Source organism: Pantoea sp. Cy-640, assembly GCF_011752635.1.
GTDB classification, from domain to species: Bacteria; Pseudomonadota; Gammaproteobacteria; order Enterobacterales; family Enterobacteriaceae; genus Pantoea; species Pantoea dispersa.
In genome coordinates this window covers 16916-42546 of the sequence record NZ_VWXB01000007.1, presented here as the reverse complement: position 1 = coordinate 42546, position 25631 = coordinate 16916, and the positions used below count along the sequence as shown (strand labels likewise).

At 58.7% G+C, this 25631-nt stretch carries 25 protein-coding genes; 5 read left to right on the top strand and 20 right to left on the bottom strand.

Going from position 1 to position 25631, the window contains the following annotated elements:
* Positions 1-180 precede the first annotated feature (180 nt).
* Positions 181-840, top strand: coding sequence for an OapA family protein (locus F3J36_RS17125; RefSeq protein ID WP_166720095.1), 660 nt, complete (start codon positions 181-183; stop codon positions 838-840).
* Between the two features lie 55 nt (positions 841-895).
* Here the strand turns inward: F3J36_RS17125 and rplI are convergent, their stop codons facing one another.
* Genes rplI through rpsF form a run of 4 tightly spaced genes read right to left on the bottom strand, consistent with a single transcriptional unit; the run spans position 896 to position 2336 of the window.
* On the bottom strand, positions 896-1345 hold the full coding sequence (gene rplI, locus F3J36_RS17120) for a 50S ribosomal protein L9 (protein ID WP_059012334.1): 450 nt from the start codon (positions 1343-1345) through the stop codon (positions 896-898).
* Between the two features lie 39 nt (positions 1346-1384).
* A complete protein-coding gene (gene rpsR / locus F3J36_RS17115) occupies positions 1385-1612 on the bottom strand; it encodes a 30S ribosomal protein S18 (RefSeq protein WP_000135199.1) in 228 nt (75 codons plus the stop codon).
* A 4-nt stretch (positions 1613-1616) separates the two neighbouring features.
* Positions 1617-1934, bottom strand: a complete 318-nt coding sequence (gene priB, locus F3J36_RS17110; protein WP_031280155.1) for a primosomal replication protein N — start codon at positions 1932-1934, stop codon at positions 1617-1619.
* Positions 1935-1940: 6 nt separating this feature from the next.
* Positions 1941-2336, bottom strand: a complete 396-nt coding sequence (gene rpsF, locus F3J36_RS17105) for a 30S ribosomal protein S6 (protein ID WP_021509750.1) — start codon at positions 2334-2336, stop codon at positions 1941-1943.
* A 386-nt stretch (positions 2337-2722) separates the two neighbouring features.
* Between rpsF and F3J36_RS17100 the strand changes: the two genes are divergently transcribed.
* The gene (locus F3J36_RS17100; RefSeq protein ID WP_021509751.1) at positions 2723-2929 is read left to right on the top strand and encodes a hypothetical protein; all 207 of its coding nucleotides are present in this window, start codon (positions 2723-2725) and stop codon (positions 2927-2929) included.
* Positions 2930-2980: 51 nt separating this feature from the next.
* Here F3J36_RS17100 and yjfP read toward each other — a convergent pair whose 3' ends face one another.
* Positions 2981-3730: an esterase gene (gene yjfP / locus F3J36_RS17095; RefSeq protein WP_166720094.1), complete on the bottom strand. Its 750-nt coding sequence runs from the start codon at positions 3728-3730 to the stop codon at positions 2981-2983.
* A 159-nt stretch (positions 3731-3889) separates the two neighbouring features.
* Here yjfP and F3J36_RS17090 point away from each other — a divergent pair, with 159 nt between their 5' ends.
* A complete protein-coding gene (locus F3J36_RS17090) occupies positions 3890-5821 on the top strand; it encodes a methyl-accepting chemotaxis protein (RefSeq protein WP_166720093.1) in 1932 nt (643 codons plus the stop codon).
* A 55-nt stretch (positions 5822-5876) separates the two neighbouring features.
* Positions 5877-6203 carry a biofilm peroxide resistance protein BsmA gene (gene bsmA, locus F3J36_RS17085; protein WP_166720092.1) on the top strand — a complete coding sequence of 109 codons (327 nt, stop codon included), beginning with the start codon at positions 5877-5879 and terminating at the stop codon, positions 6201-6203.
* On the opposite strand, the gene F3J36_RS17080 is transcribed toward bsmA, so the two are convergent.
* From F3J36_RS17080 to nnr, 15 genes are all read right to left on the bottom strand, one after another.
* Positions 6177-7805, bottom strand: coding sequence for an isovaleryl-CoA dehydrogenase (locus tag F3J36_RS17080; RefSeq protein WP_166720091.1), 1629 nt, complete (start codon positions 7803-7805; stop codon positions 6177-6179). The genes bsmA and F3J36_RS17080 overlap by 27 nt on opposite strands.
* Positions 7806-7900: 95 nt before the next feature.
* Complete coding sequence (rlmB, locus tag F3J36_RS17075; protein WP_021509756.1) at positions 7901-8635, bottom strand: 23S rRNA (guanosine(2251)-2'-O)-methyltransferase RlmB; 735 nt, start codon at positions 8633-8635, stop codon at positions 7901-7903.
* Positions 8636-8773: 138 nt separating this feature from the next.
* Entirely contained in the window at positions 8774-11212 is a 2439-nt protein-coding gene (rnr, locus tag F3J36_RS17070) for a ribonuclease R (protein WP_058771339.1), read from the bottom strand.
* Positions 11213-11228: 16 nt separating this feature from the next.
* Positions 11229-11672 (bottom strand): nitric oxide-sensing transcriptional repressor NsrR, encoded by a 444-nt coding sequence (nsrR, locus tag F3J36_RS17065; protein ID WP_021509758.1) that lies wholly within the window; start codon positions 11670-11672, stop codon positions 11229-11231.
* 195 nt (positions 11673-11867) lie between these two features.
* Complete coding sequence (locus F3J36_RS17060) at positions 11868-13166, bottom strand: adenylosuccinate synthase (protein WP_058759868.1); 1299 nt, start codon at positions 13164-13166, stop codon at positions 11868-11870.
* A gap of 175 nt (positions 13167-13341) precedes the next feature.
* Entirely contained in the window at positions 13342-13542 is a 201-nt protein-coding gene (locus tag F3J36_RS17055; protein WP_031280157.1) for a DUF2065 family protein, read from the bottom strand.
* Positions 13543-13599: 57 nt separating this feature from the next.
* Positions 13600-14604, bottom strand: a complete 1005-nt coding sequence (hflC, locus tag F3J36_RS17050) for a protease modulator HflC (protein WP_021509761.1) — start codon at positions 14602-14604, stop codon at positions 13600-13602.
* Positions 14605-14607: 3 nt separating this feature from the next.
* Positions 14608-15843: an FtsH protease activity modulator HflK gene (gene hflK / locus F3J36_RS17045; protein ID WP_021509762.1), complete on the bottom strand. Its 1236-nt coding sequence runs from the start codon at positions 15841-15843 to the stop codon at positions 14608-14610.
* A gap of 79 nt (positions 15844-15922) precedes the next feature.
* Complete coding sequence (hflX, locus tag F3J36_RS17040) at positions 15923-17203, bottom strand: ribosome rescue GTPase HflX (protein ID WP_021509763.1); 1281 nt, start codon at positions 17201-17203, stop codon at positions 15923-15925.
* A gap of 80 nt (positions 17204-17283) precedes the next feature.
* Complete coding sequence (gene hfq / locus F3J36_RS17035) at positions 17284-17598, bottom strand: RNA chaperone Hfq (protein WP_010618006.1); 315 nt, start codon at positions 17596-17598, stop codon at positions 17284-17286.
* Positions 17599-17708: 110 nt separating this feature from the next.
* Complete coding sequence (miaA, locus tag F3J36_RS17030) at positions 17709-18650, bottom strand: tRNA (adenosine(37)-N6)-dimethylallyltransferase MiaA (protein ID WP_031280158.1); 942 nt, start codon at positions 18648-18650, stop codon at positions 17709-17711.
* A complete protein-coding gene (gene mutL, locus F3J36_RS17025; protein WP_166720090.1) occupies positions 18643-20502 on the bottom strand; it encodes a DNA mismatch repair endonuclease MutL in 1860 nt (619 codons plus the stop codon). Before mutL ends, miaA begins: the two co-directional genes overlap by 8 nt.
* A 42-nt stretch (positions 20503-20544) precedes the next feature.
* Entirely contained in the window at positions 20545-22203 is a 1659-nt protein-coding gene (amiB, locus tag F3J36_RS17020; RefSeq protein WP_166720089.1) for an N-acetylmuramoyl-L-alanine amidase AmiB, read from the bottom strand.
* Positions 22200-22676, bottom strand: a complete 477-nt coding sequence (gene tsaE, locus F3J36_RS17015; RefSeq protein WP_058775731.1) for a tRNA (adenosine(37)-N6)-threonylcarbamoyltransferase complex ATPase subunit type 1 TsaE — start codon at positions 22674-22676, stop codon at positions 22200-22202. Before tsaE ends, amiB begins: the two co-directional genes overlap by 4 nt.
* Positions 22677-22679: 3 nt before the next feature.
* Positions 22680-24197, bottom strand: coding sequence for a bifunctional ADP-dependent NAD(P)H-hydrate dehydratase/NAD(P)H-hydrate epimerase (gene nnr, locus F3J36_RS17010; protein ID WP_166720088.1), 1518 nt, complete (start codon positions 24195-24197; stop codon positions 22680-22682).
* Between nnr and queG the strand changes: the two genes are divergently transcribed.
* Entirely contained in the window at positions 24196-25335 is a 1140-nt protein-coding gene (gene queG, locus F3J36_RS17005) for a tRNA epoxyqueuosine(34) reductase QueG (RefSeq protein ID WP_166720087.1), read from the top strand. The genes nnr and queG overlap by 2 nt on opposite strands.
* Positions 25336-25631 lie beyond the last annotated feature (296 nt).

Genomic DNA, 25631 nt, shown 5'->3' with positions numbered 1-25631 from the left:
TTTCCTTAATCCCGGAGAAAATAGAACCGGCAGCATAACAGCGCAGGCGGCTGGCGTAAAATCTCGCGCGCCGCGGATGACATTTCCCGGGGAAAGAGAAACAATATGCAGGTCAAATTTTTCAATGCTGGCAGGCACTTCGCGCCCGCTTTGCCCATACTATAGAACAAGAGAGCATCCATGGGCCAAATCGCCCCACGACGTCGCAGGACGCGCGCACCGCGTACCTTATTTTCCCGGTTGCAACGCTGGCTGCCTGACAGGCGCGTCACGACCGCCAGCGAGGAGGAGGAAAGAATGGCTTCTGAAACCCCGTCGCGTATACCCGCTGTGCTGCAGCGCATCTGGCATCTGCTGGATAACGTACACTGGATGGATCCGCTGCCGCCGCTGCACCGACGCGGTATCGTTATTGCCCTGCTGGTGATGCTGCTGGCGTTTCTCTGGCCTGCCAGTACGCCGCAGTATCCGGTGGAACGTCCGGCAGAGAGCAGCGGCAAAGAGGTGCCGATGCAGGCGGAAATCTACGATAACAATACGCAGCCGCCGCAGAATACGACGCCGAAAAGTGATGCCCAGGGCGAATGGCACAGCTATACCGTGGCCTCGGGCCAGACGCTGGCACAGCTGTTCCGTGACAACAATCTGCCGGTCAATGATGTGTTTGCCATGGCGCGGGTGGAAGGCGATGGGCAGCCGCTGAGCGCGCTGCAGAGTGGTCAGCAGGTGAAGATTCGTCAGAACGCGCAGGGCGTGGTGACCGGCTTAACGGTCGAGAGCAGTAACGGACCGGTGCTGTTTATCCGCCAGCCGGACGGCAGTTTTATCCGCGCACAGTAAGCGACAGAAACAAAAACGCCGGCACAAGGCCGGCGCTTTCAAACTAAGTAAAAAATTACTCAGCTACTACATTCACAACCAGTTTCGCGAATACTTCGCTGTGAACCTGGAAGTCAACTTCGTGCTCACCGGTGGTGCGCAGAACGCCGTTTGGCAGGCGAACTTCGCTCTTCGCCACTTCAACGCCAGCTGCAGTAACTGCATCAGCGATGTCGCGGGTACCGATGGAACCGAACAGTTTACCTTCGTCGCCTGCTTTAGACGCGAGAGTAACGGTGCCCAGTGCATTGATTTTCTCTGCACGTGCGTTAGCAGCAGCCAGAACGTCAGCCAGTTTGGCTTCCAGTTCAGCGCGACGCGCTTCGAAGAACTCAACGTTTTTCCTGGTAGCAGGAACAGCTTTACCCTGTGGAACCAGGAAGTTACGAGCGTAGCCCGCTTTAACGTTAACCTGATCACCCAGGCTGCCCAGGTTTGCTACTTTATCAAGCAGAATAACTTGCATTACCTTATCCTCTTAAAGTCGTTAATGGACAGTTGCCGATTACTGATGACGATCAGTGTACGGCAGCAGAGACAGGTAACGCGCGCGCTTGATAGCACGAGCCAGCTGACGCTGGTATTTTGCACGAGTACCGGTGATACGGCTTGGAACAATCTTGCCGCTTTCAGTGATGTAGTTTTTCAGCGTTGCGATATCTTTATAATCGATCTCTTGAACGCCTTCCGCGGTGAAACGGCAGAACTTGCGACGACGGAAATAACGTGCCATTTGGCTAGTCTCCAGAATCTATCAATTCAATCTGCTCGGCATGTAACACAAGTTTGCTCTGGCCATTGCGTGCCTGATGGCAGCTAATAAAACCTTCGAGTGTGAGTTGCGTGCCGACCGTTATATGTTGAGTAATCGCCTGATGGGCGCTGCCGCTGATAATCACCGGCATCTGACACCAGGCTTGCCGGTGAAACCCGGCTTCCTCCTGCACAGAACGATGCTCAAGCACGAACTGGCAGTGAGGAATCCCTGACGGACTGACTTTTCGAACTGGCGTCTTGCACACGGTGCCAGACAGGCGCAGCCGATTGGCCGTCATCGTGGATTACTCTTCAGAATCCCCAGCATCTGAGTCTTCTGCCGATTCGTTAGCGAAGTCTTCGCGGCGCTCACGACGCTCGTCTTTCGCTTTAACCATCGGAGAAGCTTCAGTTACCGCGTGCTTAACGCGCATAACCATGCTGCGGATAACGGCGTCGTTGAAGCGGAAGTTAGTTTCCAGCTCGTCGATCACTTCCTGCGGTGCTTCTACGTTCAGCAGAACGTAGTGTGCTTTGTGCAGTTTGTTGATCGGGTAAGCCAGCTGACGGCGACCCCAGTCTTCCAGACGGTGGATCGTGCCCTGTGCACCAGTGATAGCACCAGTGTAACGCTCGATCATGCCCGGAACCTGCTCGCTCTGGTCAGGATGGACCATAAATACGATTTCGTAATGACGCATCGATAGCTCCTTACGGATTATTCAGCCTCCTGTCAGGGTCAGCTGCGGCCCACGGAAGCAAGGAACGTTATAGGTTGCGAATCACCCAAAAGATGAAACACACCTCTGAATGCAGCTGAAAAATTGACGCGTAATCATACTGACCTCGCTAGGGAAACTCAAGCGCACAATTCATCAAATTGTCGCTGTCGTGCCAGGCGGGGACACCTTTTGTGCTAAGGATTGAGATTCAGCAGGTTAGTCAGAGATTGTTCAAAATCCCTGAACGAGGCGTTCAGCACGACGATCTGGCGTCGTACTGGTGAAGAACTAAACTCTTTACAGGCGCAACGGTTTGGCTTAATCAGCGCGCCTGAGAGTGAAATCCCTGGAGTGAGGAGTCGATTATGAAAGCTGTCATTATCGCTACTTTACTGGGTCTCTTCCTGTCTACCCCCGCTCTTGCCAGCTCCGCTGACCAGGCGCTGCAGATGAGAAGTAACAGCAGCAAAGCGGCTTCAGGCTATGTCTACGTTAACCGGCTGGATGCGCCAGGCGGTAACCCGGTCAGCGCGAACACCAGCGCCGCCGACCGCTTGTCGTCACAACTGTAGTCCGGCCTGTTATCCCGGGCTGGCGTACTCCGCACCGCCAGCCCGTTCCGTTTACAAATGATGTTTAAAGAAACTGACCAGCGCGGTGAGCGCTGGCGGCGTGATTTTGTGCCCGATCTGCTTTTCCGCCAGAAAGGTGAGCCGGCTGTCGAGCTGCGCCTCGCGCAACGCCTTCTCCAGCCGTACCGTTTCGGCAAACGGTACGACTTCATCCGCTTCACCGTGCCATAACAGCAGCGGACGGTTAGCCAGCTGCGCCAGCTGCTGACAGGGATCGTAGGCCGCCAGCGGGGCCAGCAGCGCCTGTAACGCCGCTTTTTGCTCTGGCGTGTGCGCCACCAGTGGCGGGAACAGCGTCTGACTGAGCTGCATGAAGTAGCCGGAGCCCATCAGACAGGCAACGCTGTGCAGGTGTGGATAGCGCGCCATCGCGCCCAGCGCGGTCATCCCACCCATTGAGGCGCCGGCAATGGCGAAACGCTCATCCGCCACCCAATCGTTGTCGCGCAGCGCCGCTTCCAGCAGCGGCACTTCATCGATGTTCTGGCGCAAAATCTCCCAGAAGTGCGTCATGCGCGCGTCGGTATCACCGTTGTAGCGCGCGCCGTGCATCTCTGCATCCGGCATCACCACGCGGAAACCGGCCTGCGCCAGCGCCACGGCAAAGTAGCTGTACACCTCTTTCGACGAGGTAAATCCGTGATAAAACAGGATGGTGGGTAAGCGCGCCAGCCGCTGTCCGGCCGGTGCCGCGTGAATACACTCAATGCCCGCCAGGTTCTCCGTTGCCAACTCAATCATACCGTCTCCGTTGAGAATGATTATCACTGGTCTCAGTGTACGTGCTGCCGGCCAAAACGCGAGCCACATCACATTTATTTCGATTAATTTCTGCCCTAAACATTTGCCGCATTTTGCCGTTGATCCTGTACCCCTCCAGTTATTTATTAAAGGTACTTTATGAAGCGTCTCTCTCTCAGCGCCATGAGTCTCGGAATTAAGCTGTCTGTATTGACGTCTTTCAGTGTGGCAATCGTGCTGTTTGCCCTGACGTTAACGCTCAGCCATAACGCCGCGCGCCAGCTGGAGCAGCTGGCTGTCGACGATATGCAAAACCAGGTGCTCGGCATTAATGAAATGGCCACGATGTTTAACGCGACCTTATCGGAAGAAGTGGCGAACTATACCCGGCTGTTTCAGAGCTTTTTACCTAAGCGATTCAGCCGTGACGACAGTTCACGCATTCAGGTGGGATCGTTCAGCACGCCGACGCTGCGTGCCGGGCTGAAAACCCTCAACCTCGATCAGATCGCCGTGGACGATTTTCTCGATCGTACCGGTGCAGTCTCCACCATTTTTGTGCGCGACGGCGAGGATTACATTCGCATCGCGACGTCACTGAAGAAAGAGGATGGCAGCCGCGCGGTGGGCACCCAGCTTGATCGCAGCAGCGCGGCGTGGCGCAGCGTGAATAAGGGCGAAGTGTATCGCGGCCTGGCGACGCTGTTCGGCCATCGCTACATCACCCAATACCAGCCGGTGCAGGACGACAGCGGCGCAGTCATCGCCATTCTGTTTGTTGGCGTACAGATTGATAAACAGTACGCGCTGATGCGGGAGAAAGTGCTGGCGCGACGTCTCGGCGACAGCGGTAGCTTCTTCGTGCTGAACGGCACGCCAGGCAGCACACAGGGCCAGTATCTGTTTGCCCGTCAGTCAGAAGGCAAGCTGCCGGACTGGGATCGCAGCGTACAGCAGCAGATCCTGACGCAGCCGCACGGCCTGCTGGAGATCGCGCATCAGGGCGAAACCCGCCTGCTGGCATGGCAGCAACTGCCGGGCTGGAACTGGATTATCGCCGGTGAAGTCAGCCGCGCCAGCCTGCTGGCACCGATCACCCACAGCCGCAATCTGTTCATGCTGATTGGCCTGGCGCTGGTGCTCGCCTTTGCCATTGGCTTTGTGCTGTATAGCCGGCGCGCCATTACCCGGCCGCTGCAGCAGGTGATCCATCTCGCCGAGCAGTACGCGGCGGGTAATCTGCAGGCGCACCTCGACTCAGCGCGCCGCGACGAGATCGGCCAGCTGGTGAGCGCGATTAACGGCATTGGCGACGGCCTGGAGAAAGTGGTAGGCCAGGTACGCGCCGCCGCGCGTGAGATCAGCGACGGCACCGACACCATTGCGGCCAGCAGTTCCAGCATCAGCGAGCAGATTGGCCGCCAGGCGAGCAGCGTCGAAGAGACCTCCGCCAGCATGGAGCAGTTTGGCGCAACCGTGGCGCAAACCGCCGCTAACGTGCGTCAGGCGATGGCGCTGGTCGGTGAAGCCGCCAGCACCGTCAGCCAGGGCGGCAGCACCGTGGCGCGCTCGGTAGAGACCATGGCGGAGATTCGCATTGCCTCTCAGAGCATCGCCGACATTACCCACGTGATCGAGTCGATTGCCTTCCAGACCAATATTCTGGCGCTCAACGCTGCGGTTGAGGCGGCGCGCGCCGGTGAGCACGGCAAAGGCTTCGCGGTCGTCGCTGCGGAAGTACGTGCACTGGCGCAGCGCAGCGCCAATGCGGCGAAGGAGATTGATGGGCTGATTGCCAGTTCGATCGACAAAGTGGCCGCCGGCCATGCGCTCTCGGAACAAACGCGTGACGCCATGAGCCATATTGTCAGCCATATCGAACAGGTGAAAACCCTGATGGGGGAAATCAATATCGCTGCCCAGGAGCAGGCTGCGGGCATTGGTCAGGTCAATCTGGCGATGAACCACATCAGCCATGCGACCCATCAGAGCAGCGACATGATTAACCAGTCCGAGCACACGGCGCAGCACCTGAGTCAGAAAGGCCATCATCTGACCCAGCTGGTGAGTATTTTCCGCCTCAACGACTGATGAGCCGGGGCAGATGGCTTACACTTGAGTCATCTGCCTGTTTTCCGGAGCCACCATGCGTACGCTTATTCTGCTGCTGGGCCTGCTGCTGAGCGGCTGTGCCGCACTGCACACCACGCCACAACCCCCGCCAGCGCCCACCGCTCAGGCGCAGGAGATCACTCGCGCGCAAAGCTATGGCCTGCCGAAGCTTGGCACCGTCAGCGCTCATTCACGCGGCTCGCCGGATGATGTGCAGCGCGCGATCGCTGCACGCGCCAATCAGAGCGGTGCGGTTTACTATCAGATCCTGATGGTCGATGAGACCACCATGCCTGGCTTCTGGTATGCCACCGCCATTCTGTACGGCGCGCCCTCAGGCGGCAGTAGCACGCTGCAGTAAGCGTGCGCTCAGATCATCACTCAGCGCCGGTGCCGGGCGCGATGAGAGATAACGCGCGCACCAGCTGTCCGCCAGCGGCGGTTCTGCCGCTTTCAGCAGCACCGCGGCACTCGCCAGCCGAATCAGCATGTCGCTGACCTGCCGTCCCTGCTCTTCGCGCAGGTTGCCGAGCTGTAGCCGCAGCTGACGCCAGCAGCGATCAAAGTGACGATTGCTGCCCTTCACCGCATCAAACTCATCCTGCAACATGCTAAGCACCTCTGCATGCCGCCCCAGTACACGCAGCACATCCAGGCACATCACGTTACCCGAGCCCTCCCAGATGCTGTTCACCGGCATCTCGCGATACAGGCGCGGCAGTTCACTCTCTTCGCAGTAGCCAATGCCGCCCAGCACCTCCATGGCTTCAGCCACAAACGGCATACCGGTTTTGCAGATCACGAACTTGGCCGCCGGGGTGAACAGGCGTGCATACAGCCGTTCATGCGCGCTGGCCGGCGTTGACCAGGCGCGCGCCAGACGCAGCAGCAGCGCGGTTTGCCCTTCCAGCTGCAGTGCCTGCTGCGCCAGCACCATGCGCATCAGCGGCTGATCGCTAAGGCTTTTGCCCATCACCTGACGCTGACCGGCGTGATGCAGCGCAATCGCCAGCGCGCGTCGCATCTGGCCATGGCTGCCGAGCGCGCAGTCAAAGCGCGTCATACCGCCCATTTTCAGGATCAGCCGCACGCCATCGCCCTCCTCACCCAGCAACCAGCCGAAGGCATCCTGAAACTCCACTTCGGCACTGGCATTGGCGCGGTTGCCCAGCTTGTCTTTCAGACGTTCAAGACGAATGGCGTTGCGCGTGCCGTCCGGCAGCAGGCGCGGCAGAAAGAAGCAGCTCAGCCCGGCGGCGGTCTGCGCCAGAATCAGGTGCGCGTCGCTTTGCGGCACCGAGAAGAACCATTTGTGGCCGGTGATGCGCCAGGGTTCGCCCGGCGCACGCGTGCCAGGCGGTTCGGCGCGTGTGGTGTTGCTCAGCACATCGGTGCCGCCCTGCTTCTCCGTCATGCCCATGCCAATCAGCAGGCCGCGCTTCTGGCTGCCGGGCAGATGATGCGCATCATACCGATCGCTCAGCAGCCGATCGGGCCAGTCGGCGTAGGGAGCGGGCAGATGGGTTTGCAGCAGGGGGATCGCGGCGTGAGTCATGGTTACCGGGCAGAGCGAACCGGCTTCCACCTGCGCATGCAGAATGAAACGCGCCGCGCGCGCCACCATGGCGCTGCCCTGCACGTCAGGCTGCCAGCTCAGGTTATGCAACCGGCTGGCGCACACGCCCTGCATCAGCAGATGCCAGGCAGGATGAAAGCGCACCTCGTCGAGTCGCTCACCGCGCGCGTCGTAACGCAGCAGCTCCGGCGGCTGTGCATTGGCCAGGCGACCTAATTCCAGTGACTCCGCGCTGCCGAGCTGCAGGCCGACGGACGCCAGCCATTCGCAGTCCCAGCCGGCCCCTTCACGCACCACCGCCTCGCACAGCGCGCTATCGCCGGTGAAGAGATTGCTGTTGCTGAGCGGAGATGGTTGATTGAATACGCTGTGAGTGGTCCAGGCCATGGCACTCTCCTCTCCTGTTGCCCGTACTGATGTGGCTATAAGTATGGAGAGGATGTGCAGTTATGCCTGGTACAGCTGAGGTTTTGCGGCGGCGATCACGCCTGGCGCTGACGCACCGCTTCGAACAGACAAACGCCGGTGGCCACCGAAACGTTGAGGGAAGAGACGCTGCCGGCCATCGGGATGCTGATCAGCTCATCGCAGTGTTCGCGCGTCAGGCGGCGCATGCCTTCTCCTTCCGCACCCATCACCAGCGCCATCGCGCCGGTCATTTTGCTCTGATACAGCGTGTGGTCTGCTTCACCGGCCGTGCCGACGATCCAGACGTTGTACTCCTGCAGCAGACGCATGGTGCGCGCCAGATTGGTGACGCGAATCAGCGGCACGTTTTCCGCCGCCCCGCTGGCGACTTTTTTCGCCGTGGCGTTAAGCGGTGCCGAACGGTCTTTCGGCACGATCACCGCATGCACACCCGCCGCATCGGCGCTGCGCAGGCAGGCACCCAGGTTATGCGGATCGGTGACGCCATCCAGAATCAGCAGGAACGGCTGATCCAGTGAAGCCAGCAGATCCGGCAGATCGCCTTCCTGATAGTTTTTACCCGGCTTAACGCGCGCCACGATGCCCTGGTGCACGCCGCCTTCGACTTGGCCGTCGAGCCACTGGCGGTTGGCCAGCTGAATCACAATTCCCTGAGCTTCCAGTGCGGCGATCAGCGGCTGCAGGCGGCGGTCATCGCGGCCTTTAAGGATAAAGACTTCCTGAAAACGCTGGGGATCACGCTCCAGCAGCGCCTGCACGGCGTGAATGCCAAAAATTATTTCACTCATTACTTTGCTCAAGGTTGGATGTATATCGTTGAATACAGAACATTAATCAGGCTGCGCGTTGGGGCGCAGCCTGCGAAACAGGGTTGAGCAAGGTGCGTCAGCGCTGACGCACCTGGCCGCTGGCGGGTGAAGAGGCCATCAGGCTTCGCTGGCCTTCTTCTTCACTGCGCGCTTCGCCTTGGTTGCGGCGGCGATTTTACGGGTTTTTTCGGAGACTTTTTTGCTTTTTTTCTCGCTCTTATTCGCCGCAGGCGGCTGCTTCTCACCGCGGAAAGCGGCGTCCGGCTCAAAGTTGCCCTTGCGACCCGCGTCGCGACGCCGCTTCGCCGGTGGCTTGCCGCCACGCTTCTCACGCTCGCGCGCGGTTTTCCCTTCACCGCGCGGTACGCGTTTGCTGGAGATCAGCGCGAAATCGATCTTGCGCTCATCCATGTGCACCGCGTCAACGCGCACTTCCACCGCATCACCCAGACGGTAAGTGCGACCGCCGGATTCGCCAATCAGACGCTGGCCCACCGGATCGAAGCGGTAGTAATCATTGTCCAGCGTGGAGACGTGCACCAGACCATCAATGAACAGATCGTTGAGACGAACAAAGAAGCCAAAGCCGGTCACGCTGGAGATCACGCCGTTGAATACGTTACCCACCTGATCCTGCATAAAGTCGCACTTCAGCCAGTCGGCCACATCGCGCGTCGCTTCGTCGGCACGGCGTTCGGTCATCGAACAGTGCTGACCCAGCTGCAGCATCTGCTGCATATCGTAGTGATAACCACCGGTTGGCGTGGTGTTGCCTTTTACCGTGCCCTGCTCTTTGGCCAGCAGATACTTAATGGCACGGTGCAGCAGCAGATCCGGATAGCGACGGATCGGCGAGGTAAAGTGCGCATACGACGCCAGCGCCAGGCCAAAGTGACCGCGGTTTTCCGGATCGTACACCGCCTGCTTCATCGAACGCAGCAGCATGGTTTGCAGCATTTCAGCATCCGGACGGTCGGCAATCTGCGTCAGCAGATCGGCATAATCGATCGGCTGCGGTTTCGACCCACCCGGCAGGCTGAGACCCAGCTCGCCCAGCACGGTACGGAAGCTGGTGATGCTGTCTTCGCTCGGGCGATCGTGATCGCGGAACAGCGCCGGCTCCTGATGTTTCTCAACGAAACGCGCGGAGGCGATGTTGGCCAGAATCATGCACTCTTCAATCAGCTTGTGCGCATCGTTACGTACGGTGCGCTCCACGCGCTCAATGCGACGCTCAGCGTTGAAGATGAATTTGGCTTCGTCGGTTTCAAACGAGATGCCACCGCGCTGTTCACGGGCGGTTTCCAGCACCTCATACATGCGGTGCAGCTCTTCGAGGTGCTTCACCTGCGCCGCATACTGTTCACGCAGCTCCGGGTTGCCCTGCAGAATGCTCCACACTTTGTTGTAGGTCAGACGCGCATGTGAGTTCATCACCGCTTCGTAATGTTTGAAGCCGGTGAGTTTACCGCTGGCCGAGATGGTCATCTCGCACACCATGCACAGGCGATCCACCTGCGGATTGAGCGAGCACAGGCCGTTCGAGAGGATCTCCGGCAGCATCGGTATCACCTGCGACGGGAAGTAGACCGAGGTGCCACGCTGCTGCGCTTCGTTATCCAGCGCGGTGCCGGGACGCACGTAATAGCTGACGTCGGCAATTGCCACCCACAGGCGCCAGCCGCCGCCGCGTTTTTTCTCGCAGTAAACGGCGTCATCGAAGTCACGCGCGTCTTCACCGTCGATGGTCACCAGCGGCAGTTCACGCAGGTCGACGCGGCCTTTTTTCGCCGATTCCGGTACCTGCTCTTTCAGTCTGGAAATCTCTTTCTCAACTTCTTCCGGCCATGAGTGGGGAATTTCATGGGTGCGCAGCGCCATATCCACGGCCAGACCGGTGCCCATGTTGTCGCCGAGAATTTCTGTAATTTTGCCGATAGCTTTGCTGCGGCGCGTCGCGCGCTGCACGATTTCCACCACAACCACCGATCCCATGCGCGCATTCAGCGTCTCTTCCGCCGGGATCAGAATGTCAAAGCTCAGACGGCTGTCGTCCGGTACCACAAAGCCGGTGCCGGCATCGGTGAAGTAGCGGCCAACAATCTGGCTGTTGCGCGGTTCCAGCACGCGGACCACGCGCGCTTCACGCCGCCCTTTGCGGTCGGAGCCGCCCGGCTGGGCGAGGATGACATCACCGTGCAGGCAGAACTTCATCTGCTCCGCCGAGAGGTAGAAGTCATCTTTCTGACCATCAACGCGCAGGAAGCCGTAGCCATCGCGATGGCCAATCACTTTGCCGCGCAGTAAATCCAGACGCTCCGGCAGGGCGTAGCACTGGCGACGGGTGAACACCAGCTGGCCGTCACGCTCCATGGCGCGCAGGCGGCGACGCAGCGCTTCAAGCTGATCTTCGCTGGTGATGTTTAACTCTTCGGCGATCTCTTCGCGGCTCGCCGGCTTTTCACGCTTTTCTAATAGCGCGAGGATAAATTCCCGACTGGGAATAGGATTTTCGTACTTTTCAGCTTCTCTATCCTGAAAGGGATCTTTTGACATTACGGTTCCTCCGATGTCATTTATGTGGAATTGCCACCGGCGGTTCGGACAATAAGATGTGGTAAAGCGAATCGTTGTTTTGCACCAGGTCGGCGAGCGTATATTTATCCAGCTCCTGCAGGAACAGCTGGACCGCATTATTCAGCGCGCTACGCAGGCGACAGGCGGGATTTATCGCACACTCTTTACAGTTTACCAGCTGCAAAGGCTCCATTTTTCTCACGACATCGCCAATGACGATTTTTTCCGGGTCCATGCCTAAACGAATTCCGCCGTTTTTACCGCGTGTCGCGGCAACAAAGCCGGCCCGGCTCAGTTGATTGATGATTTTAACCATATGGTTACGCGATACCCCGTAGGTATCGGTGACTTCGGTAATGTTGGTCTGCTGACCTTGCGGCAATGTCGCCATGTAAATCAGGGCGCGCAGACCGAAATCGGTAAAACTTGTTAGCTGCACATGTACCTCAGTGAATCATCGATATTGTTGTTATAACGCCCGTGAGCGCTTCGATTAACATTGATGATAAACCAGTGTGGAAAACCCGGAGCGCTTTTTTCCTGCAACTCCCGAAACCAGCAGGAAAAAATGAAGTGAGCGGAGTCAAAGAGCAGATAAACGAAGGCCGGACAGTGTCCGGCCTGCAAAACGTGATTAAGCGTCGAACGGATCGCGCAGAATCATGGTCTCACTACGGTCGGGACCGGTTGAAATAATATCAATCGGCACGCCAGTCACTTCTTCAACACGTTTGATGTAATCACGTGCTGCCTGCGGCAGGCCTTCCAGTGTTTTAACACCAAAGGTGTTTTCACTCCAGCCCGGCAGAGTTTCATAAATCGGCTCGATGCCTTCCCAGCCTTCTGCCGCCAGCGGCGTGGTGGTCATCTCGCGGCCATCCGGCATACGGTAACCAACGCAGATTTTCACCTCTTTCAGGCCATCCAGCACGTCCAGTTTGGTCATGCAGAAGCCGGACAGGGAGTTGATCTGCACCGCGCGGCGCACTGCAACCGCATCCAGCCAGCCGGTACGACGACGACGGCCGGTGGTGGCACCGAACTCATTACCTTTCTCACACAGGAACTCGCCGGTTTCATCAAACAGTTCGGTCGGGAATGGACCGGCACCGACGCGGGTGGAGTAAGCTTTGACGATGCCCAGCACGTAATCCACGTAACGTGGACCGATACCTGAACCGGTCGCCACGCCACCAGCAGTGGTGTTGGACGAAGTCACGTACGGATACGTACCGTGGTCGATATCCAGCAGCGTACCCTGTGCGCCTTCAAACATGATCAGGTCGCCACGCTTACGCGCGCCGTCCAGCAGTTCAGACACGTCAACGACCATGCCGGTCAGGATGTCGGCCACCGCCAGCACATCGCTCAGCACTTTATCGTAGTCTACTGCATCTTCTTTGTAGTAATTCACCAGCTGGAAGTTGTAGAAATCAACGATCTCTTTCAGCTTCACGGCAAAGGTTTCTTTGTTGAACAGGTCGCTGACGCGCAGGCCGCGACGGGCAACTTTATCTTCGTAGGCTGGGCCGATACCACGACCGGTGGTACCGATAGCTTTGGCACCGCGCGCTTTTTCACGCGCCAGGTCCATCGCCACATGGTATTGCAGAATCAGCGGACAAGCTTCAGAGATCAGCAGACGTTCACGTACCGGCACACCGCGCGCTTCCAGACCGTTCATCTCTTTCATCAGGGCTTCAGGTGACAACACAACACCATTACCAATGATGCTGGTGACGTTTTCACGCAGGATGCCAGAGGGAATTAAGTGGAGGACGGTTTTCTCACCGTTGATGACAAGTGTATGGCCTGCATTGTGGCCACCCTGGTAACGCACAACATATTTCGCGCGTTCAGTCAGAAGGTCTACGATCTTACCTTTACCTTCATCACCCCATTGGGTGCCCAGTACGACGACGTTCTTACCCATTTTCTAAAATCACCGATTGCTTAAAAATGGATTCTACCATCGGATTTTCACTCTTTCAGCACTTTTAGCATACGATTGCGCTGTTTTTTGCCTGAGTTTTGATCACTACAACATGTTGGGGGCAATGCTCTGCAGCAGACACAATTTAGCCGTGCGGCAGCGCGCAGATTTTTGCTCAGCCATTCGCGTGCGTGCTCAGCATGGCGTAAATCACCACGCCCGCCACCACCAGCCCGCCGCCAAAACGGTGCAGTATACGGTCCGGTAACTGCGTCATCGCCAGAATCATGCGACGCCACAAGCGCGGCAGCAGCATCGGTCCTAATCCCTCCAGCACCAGCACCAAAGCCAGCGCCATCCAGACGGTTGTGTTCATTCTGTTTTCCCAAAAAAAAGGCCGACATCAGTGTCGGCCTCAAGGTTATAACAGTTATTAACGCGAGACGTTAGTTGGCGCCTTCATATAGCGGAAGAAATCGCTATCCGGGCTCAGCACCATCACGTCCTGATTGTCCGCGAAGCTGTTCTCATAGGCACGCAGGCTGCGGATAAAGGCGTAGAAATCAGGATCCTGGCTGAAGGCGTCAGCGAACAGCTTGGCCGCTTCACCATCCCCTTCACCACGGCTGATCAACGCCTGACGCTGCGCTTCTGCCAGCGTACGGGTTACCTGATAATCGGCCTGAGCGCGCAGTTTTTCCGCCTCTTCCTGACCCTGTGAACGCTGGCTACGTGCTACTGCTTCACGCTCGGCGCGCATACGGTTGTAGATCGCGTCCGAAACTTCGGTCGGCAGGTTGATCTGCTTGATGCGCACGTCGACCACCTGAATACCCAGCGCCGCCATACTGTTCGGGTTTGGCGCCGGCTCATTGCTGTTGGTCTCGCGCTCAACGCGGGCAGCCGCGCTGGCAATCGCATCGTCAGCGGCTGGCGTCTGCACTTCGTCGTCATTGCCGGCACTGCCGGTGTTCAGCGCATCGCGTACGTCGGTAGTCAGACGGCCACGCGAGTCGGTGACGATATCTTTCACATCAAGACGGCCCATTTCTGAACGCAGACGGTCGCTGAACTTACGTTTCAGCAGTACTTCCGCCTGAGATACATCGCCACCGCCGGTCGCGAGGTAGTAACGGCTGAAATCGCTGATGCGCCACTTGATGTAAGAGTCCACAATCAGGTCTTTCTTCTCTTTGGTGACGAAACGATCGGCCTGGTTATCCATGGTCTGGATGCGCGCATCCAGCGACTTCACGGTTTCGATAAACGGAATCTTGAAGTGCAGACCCGGTGCGTACACCTGCGGCTTGTTCTCATCATCACGCAGTACTTTACCAAAGCGCAGCACGATACCGCGCTGGCCTTCCTGCACCACGAACAGTGAGGCGTACAGCACCACCAGAACAACAATAATTACGGCGATGATTGGCTTACGCATCGATTACTCCCTCCCTTCGCGCTGGGTATCGTTACGCAGCGCATTGGCGCGACGCTGATCCATGATGCTGTCCGGACTATAGGATGAAGTGTCGCCGCGGCCGGCATTGCTGCCCGGTGACGACGGTAACTTCATCAGATTGGCATTGTTCTGACCGCTCTGGCCGCCTGCCTGGCCGCCACGCATCAGCTGATCCAGCGGCAGCACCATCAGGCTGTTGCCACGGTCGTTAACCAGCACTTTGCGGGTATGGCTGAGCACGCGCTCCATGCTTTCAATGTAGAGACGTTCTTTGGTGATCTGCGGTGCGGCTTTGTACTCCGGCAGCAGACGCGCGAACCGCGCCACTTCACCCTGCGCTTCCAGCACAGTACGCTCTTTATAGGCGCGCGCCTCTTCAAGAATACGCTGCGCCTGGCCGTTAGCACGCGGCTGCACTTCGTTGGCGTACGCTTCAGCTTCACGCACGTACTGCTCGCGGTTTTCGCGGGCGGCAATCGCATCGTCAAACGCGGCTTTGACCTCTTCCGGTGGACGCGCCGCCTGGAAGTTGACGTCAAGCAGCGTAATACCCATGTTGTAAGGACGAATGGTTTCGTCGATTTCACGCTGGGTATCGCTACGCACGACGGTACGGCCTTCGGTGAGGATACGGTCCATGGTCGAGCGGCCAATCACGCCGCGCAGCGCGCTGTCAGTAGCCTGACGCAGGCTGTCATCGGCACTGGTCACCGCATACAGGTAGCGCTCCGGATCAGTCACGCGGTACTGCACGTTCATCTCCACGCGCACCACGTTCTCGTCCGAAGTCAGCATCACGCCAGATGCCGCCAGCTCACGCACCGCTTCGACGTTGACGGCCCGCACCTGATCGATAAAGGTCGGTTTCCAGTTGAGGCCAGGCTCAACCAGATGGCTGAATTTGCCGAAACGCGTCACTACCCCGCGTTCCGCTTCTTTAATGGTGTAGAAACCACTGGCTGCCCAGATGACCACTGCCGCCACGGCGACAATGCCAACCAGTTTGCCACCGCTGCCGCCGCTGCGCTGGCCGTTATCGCTCTGTTTGCCACCGCCCAGTCCGCCGAGTTTTTTACTCAGCTTACGGAAGATATCATCCAGATCAGGAGGTCCCTGATCGCGACCTCCTTTATTTCCCCCAGAGTTGCCGCCTTGGTTATTGCTGCTTCCCCACGGGTCGCGGTCCTGTCCGTTATTTCCGGGCTGATTCCACGCCATGTCTCTACTCCATTTATTGTATATAAGTTTACCCTGCCACGTGCCGGGCACGTCTTGGGGTAAATGAGTTGGGCAACGGTCAAACAATATAACTGGCGAGCTGCGGTTCCTGCTTGCACAAGCGGCGCCAGTCAACAATCGGCATTCGCACCTGCAAACCTACGCAGCCATCTTCTTCATTCCACTCTTTTTCAATCGCCTGCAGCTGATAGAAGCGGCTGCGCAGGCGGCCCGCTTCCGGCGGCAGACGTAAATCATACTGCGCCACTTCACCGGCTAAGCGCTCGGACAGCGCCTGCCACAGCAGCGGCAAACCGGCACCGCTCTGCGCCGACAGCCACACGCGCGTCGGCCGGTTCTCTTCGTCACGATCGATACGCGGCTCAAAGCCATCCAGCATATCGATCTTGTTCATCACCAGCAGCACCGGAATCTCATCGGCTTCAATCTCTGCCAGCACTTCGTTTACGGCGTCGATGTTGTCATTGACGCGCAAATCCGCGGCGTCAATCACGTGCAGCAGCAGCGACGCCTGACGGGTTTCCTGCAGGGTGGCTTTAAATGCCGCCACTAAGTCATGCGGCAGGTGACGGATAAAGCCTACCGTATCCGCCAGCACCACTTCGCCGACATCGGCCACATTCAGGCGGCGTAGCGTCGGGTCCAGCGTGGCGAACAGCTGGTCGGCAGCATACACGTTGGCTGAAGTGATGGCGTTGAACAGGGTGGATTTACCGGCGTTGGTGTAGCCCACCAGGGAGACGGTCGGCACATCGGCTTTCGCACGCGCCTGACGTCCCTGCTCACGCTGTTTTTCCACGCGTTCAAGGCGGGACAGAATCTGGCTGATACGGCCGCGCAGTAAGCGACGGTCGGTTTCCAGCTGGGTTTCACCCGGTCCACGCAGGCCGATACCGCCTTTCTGCCGCTCAAGGTGAGTCCATCCGCGCACCAGACGGGTGGCAAGATGGCGTAACTGTGCCAGCTCGACCTGCAATTTCCCTTCATGGGTGCGGGCGCGCTGGGCAAAAATATCGAGAATTAAGCCGGTGCGATCGATTACGCGACATTCGCACAGCCGCTCAAGATTACGTTCCTGAGCAGGGGATAAGGCATGATCGAATAAAACGACCGATGCTCCACTCGCTTTCACCGCATCGGCAATTTCAACTGCCTTTCCTTCACCGACAAAATATTTGGGATGTGGCGCTTTACGGCTGCCGGTAATCACTTGCAGCGCATCGACGCCCGCAGAAGAGACAAGAGTTTCAAACTCCTGCAAATCTTCCAGCTCTTTGTCTTGGGAGAACCAGATGTGTACCAGTACGGCCTGCTCACCGGCATCATAACGGTCAAACAAGCTATAACCTCGCTAAAATAAAATAACCAGGACGGGAAAACGCACTCGCTCCCCAGCCCTGGCTTTACGGCCGTGCAGAATTACTCTGCGTTATCGCCGTCTTGTTGTGGCTGCGACTGAGCGCCCTGGTTGCTTCCGCCATGGTGGTAGTTACTGCCACCGCTGCCGCCCGCGTTGTTGCTATGGTGCGAAACCGGACGAGAAGGAACCACTGTAGAGATGGCGTGCTTATACACCATCTGGCTTACCGTGTTTTTCAACAGAATGACGAACTGATCAAAGGATTCAATTTGTCCCTGCAGCTTAATACCATTCACCAAATAGATCGAAACCGGTACACGTTCACGACGCAATGCGTTCAAAAACGGGTCTTGTAATGATTGCCCCTTAGCCATTCTATCTTTTCCTTATATGCTTGTTGTTTGTTACTTTGTGAACCGTGGTTCAGAAAAACTGCGTAAAAATTTGCGCACGATAACGGACCAATTGTACACAATCATCCCTGCTACGCACTAACAACCTGAAGTACCGCATTACGCGCTAATTCTGGCGCGTCACTGTCTAACCAGTGGACGTCGGGCCAGCCACGTAACCAGGTCATCTGGCGTTTAGCGAGCTGCCGGGTAGCGCAAATTCCCCGATAAACCATTTCGTCGTAATCGATTTCGCCAGACAGATAAGACCACATCTGACGGTAACCAACACAGCGAATGGAAGGCATGTCCGTATGCAAATCACCTCGTGCAAACAGTGCCCGAGCCTCCGCTTCAAAACCTGACGCTAACATCTGGTCGTAACGCAACGCGATGCGCTGGTGTAACAGTTCACGGCTCGCCGGAGCGATAGCAAACTGGTACACATCGTAGGGTAACGCTTCACCGGCCGTTTTTGTCAGTTCCGTTAAAGTTTTACCCGAAATAAAAAAAACTTCCAGTGCTCGCGAAAGTCTCTGCGGATCATTCGGATGAATACGACTACCGGCGACCGGATCGATTTCACACAGCTGGCGGTGCAGGGCTTCCCAGCCTTTTTCCGCCGCCATTTGCTCTATTCGCTGACGCACTTCCGGATCGGCCGAGGGCAGCGGCGACAATCCTTCCAGCAACGCTTTGAAGTAAAGCATGGTTCCACCAACAAGCAGCGGAATCTTACCTTTTTGGGTAATCTCCGCCATTTCTGCCAGCGCATCGCGACGAAACTCAGCAGCGGAATAGCTCTCCGCCGGGTCGCGAATGTCCAGCAAGCGATGGGGTGCCTGCGCCAACTCCTGTGCCGACGGTTTCGCCGTGCCAATATCCATCCCGCGATAGATTAAGGCAGAGTCAACGCTAATAAGTTCCACCGGAAGTTGCTGACGCAGCGCAATGGCTAATGCCGTCTTACCGGAGGCGGTCGGCCCCATCAAAAAAATTGCCTTTGGCCGGCTAGCCTGGTTCAGTTCACTCATGCTTCAACGCGTTTAGCGCGCTCTCAATCTCAAGGGTCTGTAACAGACCTGAAGGCGGCGATTTCAGCAGATGCGGGCAGAGCCGTTCGAGCTCTGCCAGCAGCGTGATCGCCTGCGAGTGATTCCAGTGAGGTTCTGCCGCATCGTCGCGTCGCGCCAGCCACTGGGCCAGTGCGGAAGCAGAAACTTCTTGCTGCCGGGCGAGATAGCCTAACAGGTCTGGAATCAAGATTTGTAAATTTTGTGTTCGTAACGGTAAAGTGACAGCGCGCAGCGTCACATGCTGTCCTTCCCGTTGTAAATCAATGCCCATCTGGCTTAACAGCGCCGCCTGGGCATCAATCACGCTTAACTCTTCATGAGCGATTTTCAGCCGTACCGGGATCAGCAGCGGCTGCGGTTTGAGCCCCTCATCGCCGGGTTGCAGCTGGGCCTGTTTGAGCCAGCGCGCCGCCACGCTTAATGACAGCAGCTGCAACGTCTCCCCGCGCTCCAGCAGCGCATAGCGCTCGCGCACCACGCTGAGCACCCGGCCAAAACTTTGCGTGTGGGCGGCCAGCGGCGCTTCACGCGCGGGTGCCGGGCGTGGCGCGGGCGCGGGTTCAGCGGCCGGTGCGCGTGGCGTCTCCGCCGCCGGTGTTTTTATCAGCTGCTGATAAACCGCCCCTTCACGCGCGCGATAGCCCGGCTCTTTCGGCTGCCACTGGCCGCCCGTGCCGCCGGATGCCGCGCTGCCACCGCTGCGCGCACCGGTTGCCGGCTGGGCAAAGTGATTCGCCCCGGCGGCCTGGCGGTTCTCTGGCTGCCACTGCGGCGGCGGCTCTTCGGCATGGGCCAGCGGCAATTCGGCGCTGCGACTGGCCTGCAGCACGCTCATCACGCCCTGCCAGATAAAGTCATGCACCAGACGCGACTGATGAAAACGCACCTCATGCTTCGCGGGATGCACGTTGACATCCACCTGGTGCGGGTCAATCTCCAGATACAGCACATAGGCTGGCTGCTGATCTTCACCGAGCTGGGTTTGATAGGCCTGACGGATGGCGTGATTAATCAGCTTGTCGCGCATCATGCGACCGTTAACGTAGCAGTACTGCAGGTCGGAAACCTGACGCGACCCCGCCGGATCGGCCACCCAGCCGCGCAGCGCCAGATCGTCGTGCTGCCAGTCAATGCGCAGCGCGTGCTGCATGAAAGGCGTCCCGCAGATGGCACCCAGACGCCGCTCGCGCTGCGCCTCCTGCGTCACGCCGCGATACTGACGCACCAGCTTGCCGTTGTGCGTCAGCGAAATGGCAACGTCGAAACGCGCCAGCGCAATGCGGCGAATCACCTCATCAATATGGGTGAACTCGGTCTTTTCTGTGCGCATGAATTTACGGCGGGCAGGCGTGTTGTAGAACAAATCGAGCACTTCCAGCGAGGTTCCCACCGGGTGGGCGGCGGGTTTGACCGTCACCGCCATATCGCGCCCTTCGGCATAGGCCTGCCAGGCTTCCTGCTGATCGGCGGTGCGCGACGTTAGCGTCAGGCGCGACACCGAGCTGATACTCGCCAGCGCTTCGCCGCGAAAGCCGAGGCTGACAATCGCCTCCAGATCATCCAGCGAGGCGATTTTGCTGGTGGCGTGGCGGGCCAGCGCCATCGCCAGTTCATCTCTGGCGATGCCGCAGCCGTTGTCGCGGATGCGGATCAGCTTTGCACCGCCTTTCTCAATATCGACCTCAATGCGCGTCGCTCCGGCATCAAGGCTGTTTTCCACCAGCTCTTTTACGACCGAGGCCGGGCGCTCAACCACTTCGCCAGCGGCAATCTGGTTCGCCAGCTGAGGCGGTAAAATCTGTATTGGCATGGTGGTGATCCTTATCAGGTATGGGCTGCGCGCAGCCCCTCATCAGGATTGTGGAATCTTTAAATTTTGCCCCAGCATCACGTTGCTCGACTTCATGTTATTCGCCTGCATGATGGCTTTCGGGCTGACGCCGTACTTCGCGGCAATCGCCGTCAGCGAATCACCGCGCACCACTTTGTGCCGCGCCGGACGGCTGGCCGCGGTGCTGACGCCGGAACCGGCCGGCACTTTCAGCCGCTGGCCGGCCCACACCACATCGCGCTTCAGGTTATTCAGCTCGCGCAGCGTCGCCATGCTGACCCCGTATCGCGCGGCAATGCCGGACAGCGTCTCGCCGCGCGTAACGGTATGGCGCTGGGTAGCACCGGTGTACTGCACGGTGCCGGTCGCCGGGTTGCTGGCGACGCTAACCGCTGGTGCGCGATCCAGCGGCCGGTTTTCCTCCTTTGGGACCGATTGCAGCGGATGCGCGAGGAAATAGTTACGCAGTCCTTTGTAAATCGACTGGGCAATCTTTTCCTGATACGCGCTGCTGCCTAGCAGCCGCTCCTCCCCGGCGTTACTGATAAAGCCGGTTTCAACCAGTAAAGAAGGGATGTCCGGCGAACGCAGCACGCCGAGGCTGGCATGTTCCGGCAGACGCTTGTGCAACGGCGTCACGCCGCGCAGCTGCTGCAGCACTTTAACCGCCACGTCATAGCCGACGCGCTGTGAATGGCCAAACTGCAGATCCAGCACCGCCTGGCTCAGGTAGGGATCGGCCTGGCTGTTCGCCAGCAGATCGCCCGCACCGCCCAGCAGCTCAGACTGTTTCTCTTTCTGCTCCAGCCAGTTAGCCATTTCGCTGTTGGCGCGACGGTTGGACAGCACCCAAACCGAAGCCCCGGTGGCAGAGTGATTCGGTGCGGCGTCGGCGTGAATCGATACCAGCAGGTTAGCGTTCTCTTTACGCGCCACCTCGGAACGGCCCATCACCGAAATAAAGTAGTCGCCGTTACGCGTCAGCACCGGTTTAAACATCGGGTCCTGATCCATCAGCGCCTTGAGCTTCCGCGCGATGGCGATGGTGACATTCTTTTCATGTAAGCCGTGCTGGCCCGACGCGCCAGGATCCTGACCGCCGTGTCCGGCATCAATCGCCACGATCACCGCATCATTACGGCTGACAGCACCGCCCGGACGCACCGTGGTGTTGCTGCTGGTCACCGCCGTCACCGGATTGGCGTTGAACGGATTGCCCTGGCTGGTTGTGGCGCTGTCGCTCTGGCGCGCACGCGTCACCGGTGCCGCCGCGGTGCTGCGTCTGGCCGGCTGGGTGCCGCTGATGGTGAAGACCACGCGGTACTGATTGCCGTCGCGCTGCGTACTGGCGCGCGTTTTTGCCGCCTGGGTCAGCTCAAACACCAGCCGGATGCTTTGCTTATCCTTCGGCTGGCTATTACGAATCCGTTTAACGATGTTTTCGCCGCTAAAGTTGAGCGGCAGCCCCTGAATATTGCCGCTCTGGCGAATATCCAGCACCACCCGGTTCGGGTTGTGCAGCGGAAAGAAGCCATACACCGGCTGGCCGTTGAAGCTCAGGGTCACCGTCGCCTGGCTGTCGCCGTTATCGACTTTGATATCCGATAGTGTCGCGGCCAGCGCCGACGAGGAGAACAGACACAGCAGGGCGAGCATCATCCCGGTAACGCGTGACATCATGCCGGTTCCCTGCCCTGCTGAAACTGCTGCAGCAGCGTGTCGCCCAGCGGCGAATGCGCGCGGATTTCCGCTGCGCGCGCGCTGGCGACGTAGCTTAGCGTCAGAGCCAGATCCGGCTCTGGCAGCACACCTGCGCCCTGCTGCGGCCACTCAACCAGGCACAGCGCGTCGCCGCTGAAGTAGTCACGGATGCCCATAAACTCCAGCTCTTCCGGGTCGGCGAGGCGATAGAGATCGAAATGGTACAGGCTGCGGTCGCCCAGCTGATAGGGCTCAACCAGCGTATAGGTTGGACTTTTGACGTTGCCCTGATGGCCAAGCGCCTGCAAAAAGCCGCGGCTGAAGGTGGTTTTACCGGCACCCAGATCGCCATACAGATAGATCACCACCGCGCTGCTGCAAACGCGGGCCAGTTGCGCACCCAGATTCAGGGTTGCCGCCTCATCGGGCAAAGGAATAACACAGGTCTTCATGCTTTATTGTTGGATCATCTCTGGATTAACAAACTGCCACAGCAGTGCGAACAAATCAGTGGCTAACATGCCGCGCGTCCCGCGCAGTCGCGCTACCGCATCCGCCGCGGCACCGTGCGCGACACAGCCCGCACAGGCGGCGTCAAACAGCGTGGCCTGCTGGCCCAGCAGGGCGGCGATCATACCGCTCAGCACATCGCCCATACCGCCGGACGCCATGCCTGCATTGCCGACATCCGCAATCGCCATATCGCCCGCCGCGCTGGCAATTACCGTACCGGCACCTTTCAGCACCACCACACCGCCGTAGCGGTTTGCCAGGGTCTGTGCGGCGTGTAAGCGGTCACTCTCAATCTCTGCGGTTTTCACCCCGAGCAGGCGTGCTGCCTCGCCGGGATGCGGCGTAATGATGCGATTCTGACGGTTATCTGCATTGATTGCCAGCAGGTTAAGCGCATCAGCATCCCAAAGCATCGGCTTTTCACTCAGTGCCACCTTTTTCAGTGCCTTCTGAGCCCATTCACGCTGGCCAAGACCGGGGCCGATGGCGATGACATCCGCCCACGCCAGCGCGTCGTCCAGCCGCGCGTCGCTCAGGGCATCCACCATCAGCTCCGGTCGTGCGCTGAGAATCGGACCAATATTATCTTCATGCGTTAACACCCGCACAAGCCCGGCACCGCTGCGCAGCGCCGCTTCGCCGGTCATGCGGATCGCGCCGGCAGTGCCGCTGTCGCCGCCGACCACCAGCAAACGGCCGTGATCGCCCTTATGCGAGGTGGCTTTGCGCGGCTTCAGCCAGCGCGGTAAATCCGCTGCAGCGTAGCGATGAATCGGCGCCGGCTCGCCAGCGAGAAACGCGTCCAGGCCAAGCGTCGCGCAATGCAGCACGCCGATGTGGTCACGCGCTTTGCCGGTGAGCTGACCGGGCTTCAGCGCAATCATACTGAGCGTGCAGTCCGCCACGACCGCCGCCCCTGGCGTGGTGCCGGTCGCGGCCACCAGCCCGGAAGGGATATCGACGGCAAACACCGGCGCGGCGTGCGCATTGATCTGTTCGATCAGCGACTGATAAGGTGCGGCAGGCGCGCGATTCAGCCCGGTGCCCAGCAGCGCATCAACAATCACGTCGATGTGTTCCGGCCAGGCAGCGTCGGCGGCATGAATCACGCCGCCCGCCGCCAGCCAGCCGTCGCGCGCCTGCTGTGCTTCTTCCGGCAGCGGACGTTCGCTGTCACAGGCCAGCAGCGTCACGCTCAGCCCGGCGGCCTGCGCCAGCCGCGCCACCACGTAGCCATCGCCGCCGTTATTACCGTGGCCGCATAAAATCAGCCAGTGCTGCGCCTGCGGCCACTGCTGGCGAATCCGTTCATAGCTGGCCTGCCCGGCGCGCTGCATCAGTTCATACAGCGTCAGTCCCAGGCTATCGGCGGCGTCGCACTCCAGTTGCGGCATGGCCTGCGCAGGCCAGACAGAGTGTGGTAAACTGCGTGCGTTTGCTTCAATTGCCTGGTCTCTCATGTCATACCCTCTCGATCTTCAACAGCTCGCTCAACAGATTAAACAGTGGGGGCGCGAACTCGGCTTTCAGCAGGTGGGTATTTGCGATACCGACCTGAGCGCCGAAGAGCCGAAACTGCAGCAGTGGCTGGAGAAACAGTATCACGGCGAGATGGACTGGATGGCGCGTCACGGCATGATGCGCGCCCGCCCGCATGAACTGCTGCCCGGCACGCTGCGCGTGATCAGCGTGCGCATGAACTATCTTCCGGCCAAAGCCGCGTTTGCCAGCACGCTAAAAAACCCGCAGCTGGGTTATGTCAGCCGCTACGCGCTGGGCCGCGATTACCACAAAGTATTGCGCAATCGACTGAAAAAGCTCGGAGAAAAAATCCAGGCCCACTGCGGCGAACTCAATTTTCGTCCGTTTGTCGACTCCGCGCCCATTCTGGAGCGGCCGATTGCCGTCAAAGCCGGACTCGGCTGGACCGGCAAACATTCGCTGGTGCTGAATCGCGAAGCCGGCTCGTGGTTTTTCCTCGGCGAACTGCTGATTGATCTACCGCTGCCGGTGGATGAGCCGCAGCAAGAGCAGTGCGGCCGCTGCGTCGCCTGCATGACCATCTGCCCGACCGGCGCCATCGTCGAACCTTATGTCGTCGATGCGCGCCGCTGCATCTCCTATCTCACCATTGAACTGGAAGGCGCCATTCCCGAAGCGCTGCGCCCGCTGATCGGCAACCGCATTTACGGCTGTGACGACTGCCAGCTGATCTGTCCGTGGAACCGCTATGGTCAGCTGACCGATGAAGAGGATTTTTCGCCGCGCGCGGTGCTGCACGCGCCGCAGCTGGTCGAACTGTTCGGCTGGGATGAAGCCCGTTTTCTGCGCGTCACGGAAGGCTCTGCCATTCGCCGCATCGGCCATCTGCGCTGGCTGCGTAATGTAGCGGTGGCGCTGGGTAATGCGCCCTGGGCACCCGAAAATCTCACGGCATTAGAACAGCGGCGCGGTGAACATCCGCTGCTGGATGAGCACATTGACTGGGCGATAGCGCAGCAGCGGCAAAAGCGCGCGGCGCAGGAGGTAGAGGTGCAATCAGCACAGCAGCAGCGGCTGGTGCGCGCCGTCGAGAAAGGGTTACCGCGTGATGCATGATTGAGCAATCGCGCAGGATATTATGCTTTTCCACATGCTGTGAATAAAATTATTTCCCCGAATAGTGACGTGGATCGTTATTTCGTCTAAAAGGGGCATTCACAGTCTGAAATATCATTTACCCAATAAAAAACATAGAGTTAGATAATTACTGTAAACATTTACGTCGGGTTTTGTGCGCAGGGGCTTGTCCAGAGCTTGTGGATAACTCTGTTCAAAACGGTTTTGCAGATAGGGTAAAACGCCGTCAGCACGTTGCGGGCGCATTGTGGATAACCTGTAAGATTACTGCAACA